Raw genomic sequence first — 19,300 nt, forward strand, 5'->3', positions numbered from 1 at the left:
AATGAAAAAGACAAAAGAAATACTTTCACTAGTAATTATAATCACTATCCTATTCGGAGTTTTCCCTAGTCAGGGAGTGTATCTTCAGACAGCAGAGGCTGCGACGGGTGATCCAAATTTCATCACGTATAAAGATATAAATATACCTGCTGATGGTGATTTTTATGACGCTGGTTGGAACTATGGTACTATGCGTGGGACAATAAATAACCAAAAGCTAACGAATATTAAATATAATCGTACCACTAAGCAACTAACATTTGATATTAGTTCAGATGCAACATTGACTGTAGGAGTAAACTTGTATCGTTCAAACAGTGCTCTAGATAGACGTGTTGTTCGAGCGGATCTCTGTGTGGCGGCAATACCAGAGGGGGCACCATTAGATTTACCAGTCTACCAATATAATTGTCCGAGCCACTGGTCAAATCCAAATACCAATTGGACCCCATTGTATAGGAGCTTTTTTGATGGACCGTTTGACGAGAATACATTCGATCATACATTTAATCTTGTGACTGATGTTCCTTACTACAACTATATAGGGAATTTAAGTTACGGTGAACTTCCAAAAGGATTAGTTATTAATTACAGTTTTGGTGCAGGTCAACAGGACCCATTTGGTGGATATAGTCCAGATAAAGGATATGGAGGGCCGTATATTGGTTGGAGTTTTCAAAGAGTATTTCCTTTGATACCTAATAGTCCACCTACCATTTCGTTAAATACACCTAATAATCAAGTCCTGCAGAACGAGCCTGGAAGAAACATACTTAACATCGAGGGATATGTTCACGATCCAGATAATGATGATCTTATCGTAAGCGCTGAGATACCAAATATATTTTATAGGAAGACGGTAGTATCTCAAACGAAAGGGTATCAGTATTTCTCTATCCCTGTAGACGCTGTGGCTGATTCGATCCCGCCGGGCGATTATACGATGACTGTAAAAGTAGCAGATCCTTCAAATATGTCAGAATCCGCGAGTATGACCTTTAAAGTTACAAACAGACTGAAGCGAAACGCTTTTGTTCTCGTTAATAGTCCAATAGAGAATAGCGGTACCACCTACGAAGATTATGAGTGGGATGCTAAGTACGCTGATCGAGTGAGATATGATCACGATCCGAACTACTTTGATAACTCAATGGGGATTATAGGGGATTCGGGACTATGGAGGACGAGCCTTTACACTTCATTTCCGTATACCGGACAATATGTAGTGAGTTATCAAGCTAAGGATATACCGAAACAGGATGCTCGCTTTGCTGAATATCAGATGTGGAGTAAAGATGCCGCATCTACGATGAGCTTTAAAGTCCATCGCAAGCCAATAGCGCTTTTTTCAGCAAGGCTTATCAACGGAAATGTTCAATTAACAGATACGTCCTACGATTTAGATCATATTACAAGTTCTGATAAAGGGATTATGCAGTGGCAATGGCAATATAAAAAGAGTGTAGATGAGATGTGGATCGACGGGCAGCCGCCTGGGGGAGTTTTTGAAAAGGACAGTTACGATATACGTTTAAGAGTCCGTGATGTGGATGGAGATAATGGAGTCGGTGTATGGAGCGATTGGTGTCAACGTACTGTGGGGAATGCTGCTGTTAATCTACCACCCGTTGCGTTATTTACCGTTGATCCGAATATCGTTTCCTATCGTAAATCTACGACCATTACAGACAAATCTTTCGATCCAGATAATGATCCATTAGATGTATATTACTGGACTGTAATCAAAGACGGATGGAATAAAGTATGGGAACATTGGGGTGGAGCGACAACACCGCCGAATATCGCATCATTCGGTGAAGGGAACTATCAACTCAATCTACAAGTACATGATAATCGTGGATTGTGGTCGGATTGGTACAGTCAAAATGTACAGGTAGTTAATCATCCACCGGCTGCAGCATTTACAATGCCTAACGAAATATACCGCGACACGATCATCACAATGGATAACTTAACACCAGATCCGGATGAAGATGGAGATGTTTTATCTTATGCCTGGAATGCAAAATTTAATGATTCTCCTTACTACTGGGCAGGAAACAACCGTTATCAATCAATGACCATTCGTGATCTTATAAATCGTAACGGTATCTCACATAAAAAGGCCATTTCTGATGGTTGGGAAATGCAGCTCACAGCCTCTGATGGAAGGTTAAGCTCTTATGCGACGCGTACATTTATGGTTAAGAATCATGTTCCTGTCGCTAAGATTAACGGACCTTCATCCGTAAATCAGTATGATACGAAACAATTTACATCAGGAGATATCGATGAGGATACATCAGATCAAGGCTCGTTAGAATACTACTGGAAAGTAACGAACAGTACTGGTGAAATGAAATCATATCTCACTCGGGATATTACGCTTACTTTCACAGATCCAGGGGTATATACGTTAGAACATTGGGCAATCGATCAAATAGGAGATAAGTCGAATATCGCTGGATTGCAAGTCCAAGTGAAAGAGAATTTGGCACCTTCTATGACTTTAACTAGTCCTTCAGGTACAGCTTCGAACCCATCTGTGATTGACTCAGACCAAGGCGATCCATTAATTAAGTGGACATACGCAGATCCAGAAAATGATCCACAGGAGAAATATAGATTAGAGTTTTTTACGAAGGATGATCTATTAGTTTCCACTGTAGAAAATCCAGATCCTACTGGCCTACTCAGACAATATCAAATCTCAAATAATACATTTGAACGGTTTGAATACTTTACAGTGAAAGGTCGGGCATACTCCAAATTTTCATGGTCAGATGTATCAAATGAAAAAACATTCATCATCGATAACGCACCTAATCCGGGATTCACTATGATCACAGATACTGGTAAAGATGCGACTAAGGTACCGATCTACCGGACGGACGTTCTGAACATTAAGAGTACCGCCTCTGATCCGGACGAACCAAAAGGAGATACAATAAGCCACAAGTATTTCTTAAAACCATCAAGTGGAACAGAAGCCCTAGCAAGCATTCAAAAGGACTTTACGAAGCAGTTTAGTAGTAATGGTGTATTCACCTTTAGACAGCTTGTAACGGATTCTCTGGGGCTGTACCGTGAAATATCCCATAGTATAACAGTTGTGAATAGAATTCCAACAGTTAATATTACGTATCCAACCAGTACAGACTCGTCAAAACCAACGATCGCAAGTACACTTACACCGATCATTAAATGGGATTATCAAGATGAGGACGGAGATATGCAGCAACGTTATAAGGTGCGAATTATTAACTTGGCCACTGGTGCAATCAAGGTCCAATCCGGTGAACAAGTATCAAGCGCTAAGCAATGGCAGATTCCAGTCGGTTCACTGATTGAGAATGAAAAATATGCCGTTGAAGTGGAAGTCTTTGATGGTTACAACTGGAGCAATATCTCTCCACGTAAATACTTCATGGTGAATCTACTGAGTATTAAAGGTGGCGTTAAGCACACCGAAGAGTGGAACAACAATCGTAAAGGCTACAATCTGAAAAAGAGCGGCAATGAGGAGAGTCCAAGAGGATACAACGTATTTTGGGCAGGAGAACGTTTTGTTCTGCAAGGTACAGCAACAGGTCTCCCGGATACTGTCCAAGTAACCATGAACGGAGGGTTCACTACGCAGCTCAGCCCAACTAACGACGATAAAACCTTCTGGACAGGTGAAATGTACGATAGCTCTTTTGAAAAGCTACTAGATGGCCCTGTTACTTTTACATTTACGGCTCAGAATGCGTATAACACCAAAACGGATACAGTTACCGTTGTTATATCATCGGATTGGTCGGAGTATTTCCAGAGTCATCGAATTAAGTAGAGTAGGAGCCTATATCACCCTATCTTTTTTGCGTGACTTCACAGGATCATGTTAATGTTGAAGCATTGTATCAAACATTGATAGGGGTAGGGGACATGATTCGAGAGTTAACACCAGCGGAAATGAAATCAATCTTGAGTTCGATTAATAGGGAACAGCACTTTTTATACTATTCATACCTTACAGCTCGTAAGCATAATACGGTACACTATGGACAGTTTACAGAGCAGGGGGAGCTGCTCGGCGTATTGGCTTTTTTTAGAGGGCTTTCGTTCTATGCGTTTTCCGTATTCCCTGTGGAGAAGTCATTCTGTCTCCGGTCCGTGCTTGCATTTATGAAAGATCAATTGAGTTTACCTGACAATGCTGTCGGTAATGTAATCGTGAATGAAGAAGTTATGGCTGTACTCGCTTCACAGCTTGAACTTGTTAAGTCACCCAAAAAATTGCTTCTAATGAAGCATATCCATCAAGAAGCGTTACCGCCGGTGGATACAAGCGTTTTACAATTGGGTCCCCCTTATTTTGAACTCATTGAGTTGAAAATGGCCGATTTAGATACAATGGCGTTCTCAAAAGAAGAATTACAGTATCCGTTCTATGGTGTGATGGAACAACATGAGCTGATTGCGGTAGGTGGATACCATATCTATAGCGAAGATTACGTTGAATTGGGGAACATCGGAACGGATGTAAGATGGAGAAGGCAAGGCTACGGGAAAAAGATCTGTGCCGAGCTTACCCGAGCGGGGGGAAGGGTTACCTCTAACGTGTATTTGAATGTCCTTGAGGAAAATGTAGGCGCAATTTCTCTATATCAATCCATCGGCTTTGAGCTTATGTGCAAACAGTACATGGTCCAATTTGTTATTTGATGGTTAATGAAAAAGGACTAAGCGGATTTAAATCCGCTTAGTCCTTTTTCACAAGCATAGAACCTTTTATACGACCCCTTCAGTCCGGTCTTCATTCATTCGCATCATTCGTGCGGCAACCGAAGTAGTATGTAATGGTAAAGAGGATGGGCGCGCAGAGGCTCTCTGAGCTCTACGTAAATAATAGGATAGCTTGCCAGTAAAAATCTTATGTGCACAGAGTGAAAGCGCGAAATCTTCCGGTGTAACGAAGCAGGAAGGCTTATTCACAGGCTGAACTGCAGTTTCTTCAAATAAAGAGGCAACGAAATGGGAACAAAAATAAGCATTTTCTCTATCGATTTTAATATTCAGAAGCACACCGATTAGTCCTAAAAGATGGTATTTATAACGCTCCTGATTTTGCATCATCCCTTGGACGTGATTGTACATCGTATCGTATTCCTCAGCGCTAACACGCAACTGATAGATGGAACAATTAGCACTGCTATAAAAAGGGTCGATAAAGTTCTCCTGGATTAGTCCTGCCACAAATGGATTGTGCATTTTTTTTCTTCCGAAGCTGTATACCTCCCGCAGTTCACAGTCAAAGGCGATCGAAGCATGATTCAGATCGGCTTTTGTAAACCACTTAATAAAACCACTAAAGGCCGTACCTGTACCGGTAAGCACAATAAAGATGTCCTTATTCGAACTCATGTTCAAAGTTCCTTTCCACTAGGAAATGTTGGGTAATGAATGAAAATTATGCTTAACTAACTCCATCTTACTGTATATTTGAGCATTGTAAAACAATCTTTAGTCGCAATTAAAAACTAGACCATAGACTAGTGCAATTCTGGCTTGTCTCATAGTTCTTGTGTGTATATAAATACGTCGATATTGCAAAAGATAAGCTGTTCAAATAAAGAGTTTTTAAAAACAATTGGAATTGCTTCCACACTAATGATACAATAAGAGTCAAAATGACATTCTTGAGATTTCAGAGGAGGAACTATTAAATGAGTGAACAAGAACAAGCGATTCAAAAGGAAGAAAACTCAACTGTAGATAACCTGTCCATTACAACGATTCGTACTTTGGCGATTGACGCCATTGAAAAAGCAAACTCCGGCCACCCAGGTATGCCAATGGGTTCTGCACCAATGGGCTACCAATTGTTTGCAAAAACAATGAAACACAACCCTGATCATCCAACATGGGTAAACCGTGACCGTTTTGTATTGTCCGCAGGACATGGTTCTATGCTTCTGTACAGCTTGTTGCACCTTAGTGGTTATGATCTTCCTATGGAAGAATTGAAAAATTTCCGTCAATGGGGCAGCTTGACTCCGGGTCACCCAGAAGTAGGTCACACCGCTGGTGTCGATGCAACAACAGGTCCACTTGGACAAGGTATTGGTATGGCTGTTGGTATGGCTATGGCTGAAGCTCAATTGGGAGCTACCTACAACAAAGATGAACATAAAGTGGTTGACCACTATACTTACGCTATTTGTGGTGATGGTGACCTGATGGAAGGGATCTCTTCCGAGTCCGCTTCACTCGCTGGTCATTTGAAACTAGGTAAATTGGTTGTATTGTATGATTCAAATGATATTTCCCTTGATGGTAAATTGAACCTTTCCTTCTCCGAGAACGTGGCTCAACGTTTTGATGCTTATGGTTGGCAAGTACTTCGCGTTGAAGACGGAAATGATCTTCCGGCTATTGCCAAAGCGATTGCTGAAGCTCAAGCTGAGACTAGCAAACCGACTTTGATCGAAGTGAAAACTGTAATTGGTTATGGTAGCCCTAACAAACAAGGTAAAGGCGGCCATGGCGGTACTCACGGTTCCCCACTTGGAGCAGAAGAAGCTAAGCTTACCAAAGATTTCTACAAATGGGTATACGAAGAAGATTTCTATGTACCTGACGAAGTGCGTGCTCATTTTGCAGAAGTGAAGAAAAACGGAATCGCAGCTAACAAAGCTTGGGATGACAAATTCGCAGCTTACAAAAAAGCATATCCAGAGCTTGCTGCACAGTTCGAAACAGTAATCAACGGCGATCTTCCAGAAGGCTGGGATGCTAACCTCCCAACTTACACTACTGAAGATAAGGCAGTATCGACTCGTGTAGCTTCCGGTAGTGCGCTTAACGGTCTGACTGCTGGCGTTCCTCAGCTTGTGGGTGGTTCTGCTGACTTGGAAAGCTCCACTATGACACATTTGAATGGTTTGACATCGTTTACACCAGAATCTTATGATGGCCGCAACATCTACTTCGGCGTACGTGAGTTTGGTATGGCTGCTGCAATGAACGGTATTGCACTGCACACGGGTCTTAAAGTATTCGGAGGAACATTCTTCGTGTTCACAGACTACCTGCGTCCAGCCATCCGTTTGGCTTCGATCATGAAATTGCCAGTAACCTATGTACTGACACATGACAGTATTGCAGTTGGTGAAGATGGTCCTACGCATGAACCAATCGAACAATTGGCTTCCCTGCGTATCATCCCAGGTCTGACTGTTATTCGTCCGGCTGATGCTAACGAAACTTCTGCAGCATGGGCTTATGCTATGGAAAACAAAGAGAATCCAGTTGCTTTGGTTCTGACTCGTCAAAACTTGCCAATTCTTGCTGGAACAGTTGATGGCGTTCGTGAAAACATCAAACGTGGTGGTTATGTTGTTTCTGATTCCAAGAATGGCACTCCACAAGCACAACTGATCGCTACTGGTTCTGAGGTACAATTGGCTGTTAAAGCACAAGCTGCTTTGGCTGAAGAAGGTATCGATGTTCGTGTAATCAGCTTGCCAAGCTGGGATCTGTTCGAAAAACAAGATAAAGAATACCGTGATTCCGTAATTCTTCCAGGAGTTAAGGCTCGTCTTGCAATCGAAATGGCACAAACCTTTGGCTGGGAACGTTACACTGGTGACCAAGGCGATATCCTCGGCATCACTACTTTTGGAGCTTCCGCACCTGGAGACAGAGTAATGAAAGAATACGGCTTTACTGTTGAGAATGTAGTTAGCCGTGTGAAAGCACTTCTGTAATTAACTGAATAATCATTAGGGGGAGAACAAGTAATGAGTCAGTTTAACAACGCAACGATTGAAAAAGCAGCCAATGTATATTATGGCGGACAAGTAACAAGCCGTACGGTAATTTTGCAGGATGGAACTAAGGTCACCCTTGGTATCATGTTGCCTGGTGTATATGAATTTGGTACGGATGGTCCTGAAATTATGGAGATTCTGTCCGGCGATCTTAAAGTGCTGCTTCCCGGCACTGAGGTATGGCAGGAGATTAAGGGAGCGGCAACGTTCAATGTCCCTGGCAACTCAAAATTTGCGTTGGAAGTATTTGAAGTAACTGATTATTGCTGTTCTTACCCGGTTCTATAAAGACATAACTAAAGGAAGCTCTGCTGAAAAGCAGGGCTTCCTTTTTTTCTTGCACTACAAAGAATAATTTAGTATTATTATTGCAAACAAACGTTCGTATTTTTAGATTGGAAATTCGTTAAAAAAGACCGCCTCTCACATTGGAAATCATGTGGAAACGGTCATGAGTAAGTGAAATGTTATTCGGATACAGTAGAACCCATTTTTTGTCCGATCCACTCTTCATAGCATTTCACTACAGCGGAGAGGTCTTCGTCGCCATAGCCTTGGGTAAACCCAGCTTGGAACATGCTTTTAGCTAGTCCCAGCATTGGAGAAGGGACGCCTGTGAAATCGCTGTGGGCGGAGGCTAACTTCAAATCCTTTAACATTAATGCAAGGGAGAACTGATTGCTGAAATCATTTTCTATGATTTTACGGCCTTTAAGCTCTGCTTGTTTGCTACCCGCAGAACCAAGCTGCACTAGTTCAAGGAACTTGTCAGCTGGAACACCTGATTTTACAGCGATAGCGAATCCTTCAGCCAGGGCAACGTTGTGAATGCCGACCATAGCATTATGAGCCAGCTTGGCTACAGCACCACTGCCGTTCTCACCCATATGTATCAGCTTTTTGCCCAAAGTATCGAATATATCGCGATGCTGTTCTATAACTTCAGCACTGCCGCCAACCATGAACACCAAGGTTCCTTCAATAGCTGCCGGCTTGCTTCCGGTCACTGGCGCGTCAAGGAAATGTCCACCTCGAGCTTCTACAGCAGTGGCAATTTCGTGAACTAGTCCTGGAGAAATTGTGCTGGAATCAATAATTAAGCCGCCTGGCTTAAGTGCATCAAGAATACCATCCTGACCATAAAACACTTCACGAACCGAATCATCATTACTGATCATGGTAATAATAACATCCTTACCTTCAGCGGCGGCACGTGGCGTAAGGGCAGTCAGGGCACCTTCTGCTTCAAGAGGTTTACATTTAGCTGCTGTACGGTTGTACACCGTCACCTGAAAGCCGCCACGAAGCAAGTTGGAAGCCATTGGCGCGCCCATTGTTCCAAGTCCGATAAAACCGATTTGTTTCATTTGTTTAGCCACCTTCCGTTTTCTTCATTCTATCACGGCACTTAGGCTAGCACCACAGCTCAGCCATGCCTAATGATGCGGGAAACGCTTCCATGAAACTTTCGAAAACTTGGTTCTAAAGCCCGGGATGTGCCCTAAGACCTTGCCAGTCAAGGCAAATTAAAGTATCCTAATTATAAAGTTGTAACAAGCGGTTTCAAATTTAAAGAGATAAACAGGAGGTTTCCATTACCGATGTCTAAGAAGATTAATTTTGACTACACCAAAGCCCTTACTTTCTTCAACCAACAAGAAATTGACAACCTTGCCGCTCCAGTTAAGTTAGCGCACGAACAGTTGCATAATAAGACTGGTGTAGGTTCCGACTATCTTGGATGGATTGATCTTCCATCAGCTTATGATAAGGAAGAATTCGCACGCATTCAGCAAGCCGCAAAGAAGATCCAGAGCGATTCCGAAGTACTGATTGTAATTGGTATTGGTGGTTCTTATCTGGGAGCACGCGCAGCGATTGAAGCGCTCTCGCATTCTTTTTACAATAACCTTTCTAAAGATAAGCGCAAAACTCCAGAAGTTTATTTCGCTGGTAATAACATCAGTTCTACATACATCACGCATTTGCTTGATTTAGTAGAAGGCAAAGACTTCTCCGTGAACGTAATCTCCAAATCAGGAACTACGACTGAGCCAGCCATTGCTTTCCGTATTTTCCGCGCAGCGCTGGAGAAGAAATATGGTAAAGAAGAAGCTCGCAAACGTATTTACGCTACTACAGACAAGGAAAAAGGTGCCCTTAAGAAATTGGCTACTGAAGAAGGTTATGAATCCTTCATCATTCCAGACGATGTAGGCGGACGTTACTCCGTATTGACACCTGTAGGCTTGCTTCCAATCGCTGTAGCAGGTATTAACATTGAAGAGATGATGCAAGGTGCTGCTGCCGCTGCGGATGAGTTCAATAATCCAGATGTAGCTACTAATCAAGCTTATCAATATGCTGCAGTTCGTAATGCTCTGTATCGCAAAGGTAAGACAACTGAAATCCTCGTTAACTATGAGCCTTCCTTACACTTTGTATCGGAATGGTGGAAACAATTGTTTGGCGAGAGCGAAGGTAAGGATTTCAAAGGAATTTATCCTTCTTCCGTTGATTTCTCTACGGATCTACACTCCATGGGTCAATTTATCCAAGAAGGTAACCGTAATATCTTTGAAACGGTAATCCAAGTAGAACAAGTGGCTCATCATGTGACCATTGAGAACGATCCTGATGATCTGGATGGCTTGAACTTCTTAACAGGAAAGACTATGGATTTCGTAAATAAGAAGGCTTTCCAAGGTACAATGCTTGCGCATACAGATGGTCAAGTACCTAACCTTATCGTTACTATTCCTGATCAAACACCATACACATTTGGTTATTTGGTTTACTTCTTTGAAAAAGCTTGCGGTATCAGCGGTTACCTGCTCGGTGTTAACCCATTCGACCAACCAGGCGTTGAAGCATACAAGAAGAATATGTTTGCGCTGCTTGGCAAACCGGGTTACGAAAAAGAAAAAGCAGAGCTGGAAGCAAGACTTACAGAATAGTATTGCAGCAGTATTTTAGAGACCATTCATACTAGTGTAAGTCACCAGGAGCAGTCCATAGGTAATCCAATACCGGGGCTGCTCCTGACATTATATGAAGACATCATATGTATATAAGGACTGGAATAATTATGTTAGAACAATATCGAACGGTGCGCTCTTCCGGTTCCAAGGAAGTCGTAATCCGCAAATCTCGCTTCATTGGTCATGTTATGCCAGTTGAGAATGAAGAAGAAGCATTGTTGTTTATCGAAGACATCAAGAAGAAACATCGGGACGCAACGCATAACTGTTCTGCTTATGTGATTGGGGAGAGAGACGAAATCCAGAGGCAATCGGACGACGGGGAGCCGAGTGGAACAGCCGGCAAACCGATTTTGGAAGTAATTCGCAACCAGGGAGTTAAAAATGTCGCAATTGTTGTTACCCGTTATTTCGGAGGCATTATGCTGGGTGCCGGAGGGCTGATTAGAGCTTATACGGATGGGGCAGTGCTTGCGCTTGAAGCAGGAGAAGTAATCACCCGTGTGCTAAGACGAGAGGTATTCGTAGAAATTGATTACACTTGGCTAGGCAAGGTTGAGAACGAACTTCGGGGAAGAGGTATTCAGACCGGCGAGACTTTGTTCACCGATAAAGTAACGTTGTTATGTTTACCGCGAAATGACGAGGGAGACGCATTTATGGCATGGATAACAGATCTAACCCAAGGGCAAGCCTTGGTAACAGAAGGGCGGCGGATTTACTACAGCGAAGGGGATTAGGTATATGGCAAGGAGAGCAGTGGAGCAGGAGTTGTCGAGGGAAAGAATATTAGAGGCCGCTAGGCATCTGTTTATTACCAAAGGGTATCGAGCGATTTCAATGCGAAGCATCGGTCAGCATTTGGGATACAGCCACGGCTCTCTCTATTATCATTTCAAAGAGAAGGCGGAATTGTTCTACGCCATTGTTGTCGAAGATTTTAATCATGTGGCTACTTTGCTTGGTCAAGTAATGAATAAGCCACCTGAAGAGGGTATGACTCGAGTAGAGCAGCTAATTATGGAGTTTATAAGGTTTGGAATAGATCATCCTTATCAGTATGAAATTATGTTCATGATTCGTGATGAAGAGCTGCTGGCTTATTGTAGGGCAGAGCAGGGACGATGTTTTGATTTATTCTCAAGTATTGTACGCCGTCATATGAAGGAAGAGGGATATGTGTCCGAGGATTGGCAGAACGTGCCGCTAACCTTGTTCTTATCCGCTCACGGATTTATATCTTATTATATCCAAGATAAAGTATCATTTGAGGATGTAAAAGAGGCAGCATCAGCTCATATCAAGGTTTTATGTCGCAGCCTTTAACATGCTGTTTTTTTTATAAGTTCACACTTTAAAGCTGTGCATTGGTATAACGCTACTTCTCTGCTTGGTCAAAGTAATATTTAATTCTAGTTATATTTTAATGGCCGCTCCGTAGCAATAACGGAAGCGGCCATTCATCGTTTATCCCTCAATAATTTTTAAGAAACATTGTCTACGTCTAGGTCCGTCAAACTCACAAAAATAAATACCCTGCCAACGTCCAAGTAATAGTTCGCCATCATGGATGATTATGCTCTGGGAAGGTCCGGATGTAATAGACTTAAGGTGGGAGGCAGTATTGCCTTCAGCATGTCGATACTTCGGGTGCTCCCAAGGGTAGACTTCATCCAAACGCATCAGAACATCATGCCTCACATCAGGATCTGCATTCTCATTGATTGCAATTCCTGCGGTGGTATGTGGACAATAAACTACGACCACCCCGCTACGCACCCCGCTTTTTTTCACAAAAGAAATGACTTCACGAGTAATATCCCGTAATTCATCCCGTTTCGTTGTAGTAATCTCCAGTGTATGCAGCATAATCATTCCCCTTCCTGTGATGTGCCACTTTTTCCTAACCTTTGTTATATATATTTTACCCCAAATTCACTTGAAAGTAATTGACGACAACGAGAAGGATTTGGTAAAGTAGTAATAATATAAAACCAAGTATATAAATAGGAATAATTAATGGAGATGTTGGTTAGTATACCGACCGGTTATCCGGAGGTGGGAGGGCAAAATCATTGAATTCGCTGCTTAGACACAAAGGTTGGACTTGGGGTTTCCGAACTACAATTTTGCTCTATTTTGTAGTATTGATCGTGCTGCCTATACTTGGGGTCTATTACAACTCTTTTTCACTGGGTTTCGGTAATTTTGTGGAAAGCATAAGCGACCCGATTGCCTGGAAGTCGGTGCTGTTAACCTTAAAGCTGGCGATTATCGCTACTTTAATTAATGTCTTTTTAGGAACAATGATTGCCTGGGTTCTTATTCGCTATCAATTCATTGGTAAAGCATTGCTTAATAGTCTTGTGGATTTACCATTTGCACTGCCGACGGCAGTTGGTGGTTTGATGATTTTGCTCTTGCTCGGACCTGGTAGTCTTATCGGCAAGGCTGCAGAAGCGCTTGGTTTTGAAATTGTTTTTCATCAACCGGCAATCGTAATTGCTATGGTCTTCGTAACCTTTCCCTTCGTGATTCGAGCGGTTCAGCCCTTGCTGGAGGAACTTGATCCTTCCGAAGAGGAAGCGGCATATACAATGGGTGCCAAGGGAACTAGAGTCTTCTGGCATGTTATTCTCCCCTCTATGGCTCCTGGGATGATCAGCGGTGGAATGCTCGCATTCTCGCGGGCGCTTGCTGAATTCGGCGCTGTAGTCCTCGTAGCAGGCAATATTCCAGGTCGTACACTCGTATCTTCTGTTTTTATTTTTGGTGAAGTTGAAAGTGATAATCCGGTTTCCGCAGCAGCGGTTTCTGTCATTCTCTTGACCTTATCTTTTCTCATTCTTTGGCTCATTAATATGCTGCAGATGCGGGGGAGACGCTCATGAGAAAATTGTGGATCGGACTCACCTACTTGGTGTTTTTTCTGCTAATCGCTGCACCGCTAGGGAAAATGGCTATAGGTGCTTTTAGTGAAGGATTTGGTGGTTTCTGGAATGCTCTGACTAGGCCTGAAGCGCTGCATGCGCTTATGATGACTGGGCTTGTTGTGATCGTAGTTACGTTATTAAATACGTTGTTCGGAATTATGATGGCGCTGTATCTTGTCCGGGCGAACTGGATAAATAGACGTCTAAAGGGCTTGCTTAACAGTATTGTTGATTTGCCTTATGCTGTGTCCCCCGTCATTGGCGGGCTTATGATTGTCCTGCTGCTGGGTCCGGATAGCGCCTTGGGTGCGATTTTTGAAGGGATTGGGCTGAAGATCGTCTATGCGATTCCCGGAATGATCATTGCCACCTTGTTCGTAACCTTTCCTTTAATGGTGCGTGAGGTAATGCCGGTGCTTCAGGAGATTGGTTCACAGCAGGAGGAAGCTGCTTCTACACTGGGCGCTCGTGGCTGGACAATTTTTTGGAAGGTGACTTGGCCTTCGATTCGTTGGGCGGTTGTGTATGGGGTCATCCTTACGGTGGCTCGTTCACTAGGTGAGTTCGGGGCGGTGCTCGTGGTCTCGGGTAACATTATGAACAAAACCCAGACGGCGACGACGCTAGTCTATCAGGATGTTGAGAATTTTAATGTAACGGCTGCTGGAGGAATAGCGCTAGTTCTGGCTGCATTTTCCGCAGGTCTACTGTTATTGATGGAATGGACCAAGAGAAGAAAGGAAGTGCAGTAATATGCATGTTGAAGTGCGGGGATTAAATAAGCATTTTGGAGATTTTCATGCGGTCAAGGACGTCAATTTCACCATTACAAAAGGTCATCTGATCGGACTGCTCGGCCCGAGTGGTGGCGGTAAAACTTCGATTCTTCGTATGCTCGCAGGGCTGGAGACACCGGATAATGGCGAGATCATTTTTCATGGTCAGACAGTTAACAATCTTCCTCCTCAAGAGCGCGGGATCGGCTTTGTTTTTCAGAACTATGCATTATTTAAGCATATGACTGTTTTTGATAATATTGCTTTTGGATTAAAAGTTAAGAAGGCCAGCAAAACTGCCATTCGTGACCGTGTTATGGAACTGGTGGAGCTTACGGGATTAAAAGGCTTCGAGAAGCGTTATCCACATCAGCTATCTGGTGGACAACGTCAGCGTGTGGCCTTTGCCCGTGCACTTGCGCCTGAACCACAGCTATTACTCTTAGATGAGCCGTTCGCAGCTATTGATGCGAAGATCCGTCAGGAGCTGCGCGCTTGGCTACGTGAGCTGATTGAGCGTGTTGGCATCACTTCCATCTTCGTAACGCATGACCAAGATGAAGCGATTGAAGTCGCGGACGAAATTATGATCATCAACCAAGGGCAGTTGGAACAAAAGGGTACACCTTGGGATATTTATAAGGAGCCTAAAACACCATTTGTGGCAACTTTTATCGGGGAGTCGACACTGATTGAAGATGCTTCTGAGGTGAAAGGCTTTAAAGGCGCTGGAGATGGTAAGCCTACCAAAGCACTAATTCGTCCTGAGTATATTGAAGTTGGTAACCTGCATGAGTTCAAGATGGCTTCAGCTACGGAAAAAGGCGTCGTAAAGCATCTGCATTTCCGTGGAAGTGAATGGCTCGTTGAGGTTGAAGTTAATGGTCATAAGCTGGTTACTTACCGTTCTTTGGAGAAAGAAACATTGCAGCCGGGACAGGATATCTCAGTCCTTGTGCACCGCGCTTACCTGTTTAATGATGAGCGAAGCTGGATCCAGGAGAACAACCTGAAAGAAGATCCGATGCCGATATTTATTTAATATAAAATAAATAATATGATTTTCAATTTTTTTTGAAGAGTAGCGAATGTGATGAGCTAGGATTAGAGGAACTGAAGTATTGGTATAGAGTAATGGAGTGGAAGTTTGGAACTGTAGGAGTTGTAGCGACCGCCTTTATGCTCTAATTTCAACCGTAATACGGTTCCAATCAAGAAATTAGAGCATAACAGCGGCCGAAAGTCCAAACATTCCGCGTAATTACGGCAAATACCGAACGTTGGTTACTTGAATTTTTAGTTCAGCCATAGAGCTACTTTCAAGGAAATATTAAAATCATTACCTCGAAGGATGTGGGCCGCAATGAATTTCAAAAGGAGCAGACAACTGCACGGATGTTTTGCTGCCCTAATGCTGGCCATACTCACGCTGGCGGCAGTCGGTTGCGGGAATGAGAAGGCGATTACGACGATGGCAGATCCTTCGAAGCAAGGGGATGTTACGCTAGTCGTTGGCGCATACAGTGTGGCTAAGGATGCGATGGAAGATATTTTGCCGTTATTTGCAGCGCAGTGGAAAGCGGATACTGGACAGGAGATTAGTTTTCAGCAGTCCTATGAAGCTTCCGGAACACAGGCACGTGCAATCGTAGGTGGGTTCGAAGCAGATGTTACACTGCTAGCCATGGAAGGTGATGTCGAGAAGCTGGTTAAGGCTGGACTCGTAGCGCCAACGTGGAAAGAGCAGGGTGAACAAGGCATGGTGACACGTTCGGTAGTCGCACTTGGTACCCGTGAGGGAAACCCCAAAGGAATTCACGATTTTGCGGACTTAGCCAAGCCAGGGATTAAAGTGTTATACCCAAATCCCAAAACATCCGGTGGTGCGCAGTGGGATATTAACGCGATCTATGGGGCTGGTCTGAAGCTGTCAGAGGAGCAAAAGGGCGTTAAGGATCCAGCAGCAGCGAAAGCTTTTTTAGAAAGTGTACATGCCAATGTGGAGTCTTTGGATAAGAGCGGACGTGCATCTATGGCTGCCTTCGAGTATGGAGTGGGTGATGTCATTGTCACCTATGAGAATGAACTGCTGGCCCGGATTGCTCAGGGTGTTAAATATGAAGTCATTATTCCTAGAAATACAATGCTGATTGAGAACCCGGCGGCTGTTGTAGAGAAGTATGCGGATAAGCATGGGACACGCGCGGCAGCAGAAGCATTAGTTGATTTCTTGATGACCCCACAGGCACAAGAGATCTTTGCAAAATATGGCTTTCGTCCCGTAGATAAACAGGTCTATGCGGAGAACAAAAGCCGCTACCCCGATCCAGCGGGTCTCTTCGATATTAATTATTTAGGGGGCTGGGATGAGGTGCGAAGCACGCTTTATTCCAAGCGGGGAATTTGGTATCAGATACTTGCCGGAATATAGGTAGAAGTGTAAAAATAGAGTCATCCTAGCAGGGCTACTGCTTAAGGGATGACTTTTTTGACGAAAGTATATATTTGGGGCCCCCGCAAAGTACCTGGGTACGCATCGAAGCAAAGCTTCACTTTGTGGGGATATTTTGGTGAGCATCATTAAGATAGACATATGGTAATTTAAGACTTCCTTGATGGGAACTGGAGGAGAGATAGATTATGGATACATTGGTGTTTTTGGGTACTGGGGATGCCATGGGTGTTCCTCGGGTATATTGCAGCTGCGAGACCTGCACAGAAGCAAGGGAGCATGGAAGCAATACAAGGCTGCGTTCCTCTGTACTTATAGATAATGGCAGTGACTTTCTAGTGATTGATTGTGGGCCAGATTGGCGACGTCAGATGGAGGCGCAGGGAGTTCGGAATATGCGAAGACTGCTGGTGACGCATGCTCATTTTGATCATATTGGTGGGCTACCTGAATGGGCAGATGCTTGTCGATGGACAGGCATTAAGGGTGAACTTTATACTCCAGCAGAAGTTATTCCTATTATCGAACGGCAATACCCTTGGCTGCGAAATTACATCGAGATGATTCCCTGTGATGAAGGGATAGAACTGGACGGCTGGAAGATAGATACCTGGAAAGTAAACCATGGTAAGAATGGATATTCGTACGCCTTTCGGCTAGAGAAGGAGGATTATACATGGGTGTATTGTCCTGATTCCATATCTCTTGGGGCCGAGGAGACACGCCTGATGCATGGGGCGGACTTGCTGGTCCTTGGTACAAGCTTCTATTACGAAGCGGCGGAGCTATCCACTCGCTCTGTGTACGACATGACGGAGGCAGCGGAGCTACTGCAAATCGTGAAGCCTAAAAAGGCAGTGTATACCCATATGTCGCATGATGTGGATATAAGAGAAGCATATATTTTACCGGAGAACGTTACTCTAGCCCAGACAGGTATGAGAATTCCAATATACAAAAACCCATTCTCTTCACTTTAGAAGAGAATGGGCAAGTAGAAATAAACGGATTAAACAGTTAATTGTTCTGGTTCATTTAAAGGGTGACGTCCGCTTACCGCAAGCATGACTAAGGAAATAATGATGAGTATAAAACAGAGTACAAATGAATACCGGTAACCTACAATACTGGCTAAGCCACCGCCAACAAGACTCCCAATCAGTCTGCCGATCGTGGATGAATTAGAATAAAGCGTGGAAGCATACCCAGGCATGTTTGGAAGCAGATCCTGGATGTAGCTAATGCCAATCGCTGAAATCACAGCAACGAAAACGGCTAGTAGAACTTGGGCTGCAAGCATCTGCCACATCGCGCCTGAGAAAATGACAACGAGATAATATGCTCCTCCTAAAATGGCCCCGCACATCATCAAGGCTCGGTTACTGTACTTCGCACTGAGTAGACCGAGCATAATCATAAATGGAATTTCCAGCGCAGCACATATACTGCTGACTAGACCGACATCACTTGTCGATCCCCCTAGATTGTTTGTAATAAAGAGGGCCGTATTGATGCTGCTCGTCCAGTGAGCTACATACATGAGTATCAGAATCAGAAAAGGAAGCAGAATATTGCGGTTCTGACTGAGCCGGAAAGTTTTCACTTTTACTTCAGCCTTGTTGCTGCTCAGCTCTGTGTCTGTATTTGATTTGAGAAAGAAGAAAACGAGTAAGGCAACAAGCAGGAATACTCCGATCGTACCCGTGAAAATCCCCTTAAACCCAACAGCAGCGATTAGCAGCGTGCCGATTAAAGGACCTGTAATAAAGCCGAGAGAGAAAGCAGAACGCAAGGTAGAATTAGCAAACGCAGTATCCGTAAAATTGCTCTTATTCACTGCTTCTCTAGCAATGGCGAACAATTGTGGCATCCCTGGTGCACCGAGGGCGGTGAACACAATCATGTAGATGAACAAGATCGTGAAATCCTGAATGAGCAAGTACCCGCTATAAGCCAGCGCATTACAGAGTGTGGCAACAAGGTAAATGTTTTTTCGATTTAAGCCGAGGTCAGAGCGTCTCCCGATTAGTGTGCTGATCCATATTCCGGCAATTAACGTGGTGGCTAGAAAAACACCAAACAATCCGACAGATACGCCAAGCTGTTCCGTGAAATAAATGGATAAGAAGGGTGAACTGAGTGAAATCCCCATTCCCTGAAGTAGCATACATAAAAAGAGTAAGGCATAAGAGGGAATTGAAAATAGTGCAGTAAGTCTTTTGATCATGTTGTGAAGTTACTCCTCTATTATTGTTAAGATAGTCAAACTGGTTCTAGTATACATGAAAAAGACAGCAACAATATATATGCGATTTGGCTAAGGGGCATCACTCGGACAAATCTC

The 19,300-nt window shown here is 43.6% G+C and carries 16 protein-coding genes; 12 read left to right on the forward strand and 4 right to left on the reverse strand.

Translation table 11 applies throughout. The annotated features are described in order from the left end of the window. Position 1: 1 nt before the first annotated feature. Both MKY19_RS06030 and MKY19_RS06035 read left to right on the forward strand, forming a co-directional pair. Complete coding sequence (locus tag MKY19_RS06030; RefSeq protein WP_339801221.1) at positions 2–3,832, forward strand: hypothetical protein; 3,831 nt, start codon at positions 2–4, stop codon at positions 3,830–3,832. Positions 3,833–3,927: 95 nt separating this feature from the next. Then, positions 3,928–4,707, forward strand: coding sequence for a GNAT family N-acetyltransferase (locus MKY19_RS06035; protein ID WP_339801224.1), 780 nt, complete (start codon positions 3,928–3,930; stop codon positions 4,705–4,707). Positions 4,708–4,773: 66 nt separating this feature from the next. Here the strand turns inward: MKY19_RS06035 and MKY19_RS06040 are convergent, their stop codons facing one another. Beyond that, positions 4,774–5,406: a hypothetical protein gene (locus MKY19_RS06040; RefSeq protein WP_042124922.1), complete on the reverse strand. Its 633-nt coding sequence runs from the start codon at positions 5,404–5,406 to the stop codon at positions 4,774–4,776. Between the two features lie 302 nt (positions 5,407–5,708). On the opposite strand from MKY19_RS06040, the gene tkt reads away from it, so the two are divergent. Then, positions 5,709–7,751 (forward strand): transketolase, encoded by a 2,043-nt coding sequence (gene tkt, locus MKY19_RS06045; RefSeq protein WP_042185576.1) that lies wholly within the window; start codon positions 5,709–5,711, stop codon positions 7,749–7,751. A gap of 33 nt (positions 7,752–7,784) precedes the next feature. Continuing rightward, on the forward strand, positions 7,785–8,102 hold the full coding sequence (locus tag MKY19_RS06050; protein ID WP_042185578.1) for a pyrimidine/purine nucleoside phosphorylase: 318 nt from the start codon (positions 7,785–7,787) through the stop codon (positions 8,100–8,102). A gap of 179 nt (positions 8,103–8,281) precedes the next feature. On the opposite strand, the gene MKY19_RS06055 is transcribed toward MKY19_RS06050, so the two are convergent. After that, positions 8,282–9,181: an NAD(P)-dependent oxidoreductase gene (locus MKY19_RS06055; protein ID WP_339801228.1), complete on the reverse strand. Its 900-nt coding sequence runs from the start codon at positions 9,179–9,181 to the stop codon at positions 8,282–8,284. A 234-nt stretch (positions 9,182–9,415) separates the two neighbouring features. Between MKY19_RS06055 and MKY19_RS06060 the strand changes: the two genes are divergently transcribed. The 3 genes from MKY19_RS06060 to MKY19_RS06070 all read left to right on the forward strand — a co-directional run bounded on the left by MKY19_RS06060 (position 9,416) and on the right by MKY19_RS06070 (position 12,121). Continuing rightward, positions 9,416–10,771, forward strand: coding sequence for a glucose-6-phosphate isomerase (locus MKY19_RS06060; RefSeq protein ID WP_076298278.1), 1,356 nt, complete (start codon positions 9,416–9,418; stop codon positions 10,769–10,771). 131 nt (positions 10,772–10,902) lie between these two features. Then, positions 10,903–11,535 carry a YigZ family protein gene (locus MKY19_RS06065; RefSeq protein ID WP_076284084.1) on the forward strand — a complete coding sequence of 211 codons (633 nt, stop codon included), beginning with the start codon at positions 10,903–10,905 and terminating at the stop codon, positions 11,533–11,535. Positions 11,536–11,539: 4 nt separating this feature from the next. Beyond that, positions 11,540–12,121 carry a TetR/AcrR family transcriptional regulator gene (locus tag MKY19_RS06070; protein ID WP_076284085.1) on the forward strand — a complete coding sequence of 194 codons (582 nt, stop codon included), beginning with the start codon at positions 11,540–11,542 and terminating at the stop codon, positions 12,119–12,121. Between the two features lie 141 nt (positions 12,122–12,262). On the opposite strand, the gene MKY19_RS06075 is transcribed toward MKY19_RS06070, so the two are convergent. Further along, the gene (locus MKY19_RS06075) at positions 12,263–12,664 is read right to left on the reverse strand and encodes a secondary thiamine-phosphate synthase enzyme YjbQ (RefSeq protein WP_339269321.1); all 402 of its coding nucleotides are present in this window, start codon (positions 12,662–12,664) and stop codon (positions 12,263–12,265) included. Between the two features lie 206 nt (positions 12,665–12,870). On the opposite strand from MKY19_RS06075, the gene cysT reads away from it, so the two are divergent. The 5 genes from cysT (at position 12,871) to MKY19_RS06100 (ending at position 17,936) form a co-directional block, all read left to right on the forward strand. After that, entirely contained in the window at positions 12,871–13,686 is an 816-nt protein-coding gene (gene cysT, locus MKY19_RS06080) for a sulfate ABC transporter permease subunit CysT (RefSeq protein WP_042185592.1), read from the forward strand. Next, positions 13,683–14,480 carry a sulfate ABC transporter permease subunit gene (locus MKY19_RS06085; RefSeq protein ID WP_042124938.1) on the forward strand — a complete coding sequence of 266 codons (798 nt, stop codon included), beginning with the start codon at positions 13,683–13,685 and terminating at the stop codon, positions 14,478–14,480. Before cysT ends, MKY19_RS06085 begins: the two co-directional genes overlap by 4 nt. Position 14,481: 1 nt before the next feature. Next, positions 14,482–15,546, forward strand: coding sequence for a sulfate ABC transporter ATP-binding protein (cysA, locus tag MKY19_RS06090; RefSeq protein ID WP_042124940.1), 1,065 nt, complete (start codon positions 14,482–14,484; stop codon positions 15,544–15,546). Positions 15,547–15,867: 321 nt separating this feature from the next. After that, positions 15,868–16,935 carry a sulfate ABC transporter substrate-binding protein gene (locus MKY19_RS06095; RefSeq protein ID WP_339269323.1) on the forward strand — a complete coding sequence of 356 codons (1,068 nt, stop codon included), beginning with the start codon at positions 15,868–15,870 and terminating at the stop codon, positions 16,933–16,935. A gap of 209 nt (positions 16,936–17,144) precedes the next feature. Next, positions 17,145–17,936 (forward strand): MBL fold metallo-hydrolase, encoded by a 792-nt coding sequence (locus MKY19_RS06100; RefSeq protein WP_339269325.1) that lies wholly within the window; start codon positions 17,145–17,147, stop codon positions 17,934–17,936. Between the two features lie 29 nt (positions 17,937–17,965). On the opposite strand, the gene MKY19_RS06105 is transcribed toward MKY19_RS06100, so the two are convergent. Further along, a complete protein-coding gene (locus tag MKY19_RS06105; RefSeq protein WP_339269327.1) occupies positions 17,966–19,183 on the reverse strand; it encodes a sugar efflux transporter in 1,218 nt (405 codons plus the stop codon). Positions 19,184–19,300: the final 117 nt, after the last annotated feature.

It is taken from the genome of Paenibacillus sp. FSL R5-0744 (assembly GCF_037972555.1).
Taxonomy (GTDB): domain Bacteria; phylum Bacillota; class Bacilli; order Paenibacillales; family Paenibacillaceae; genus Paenibacillus_AQ.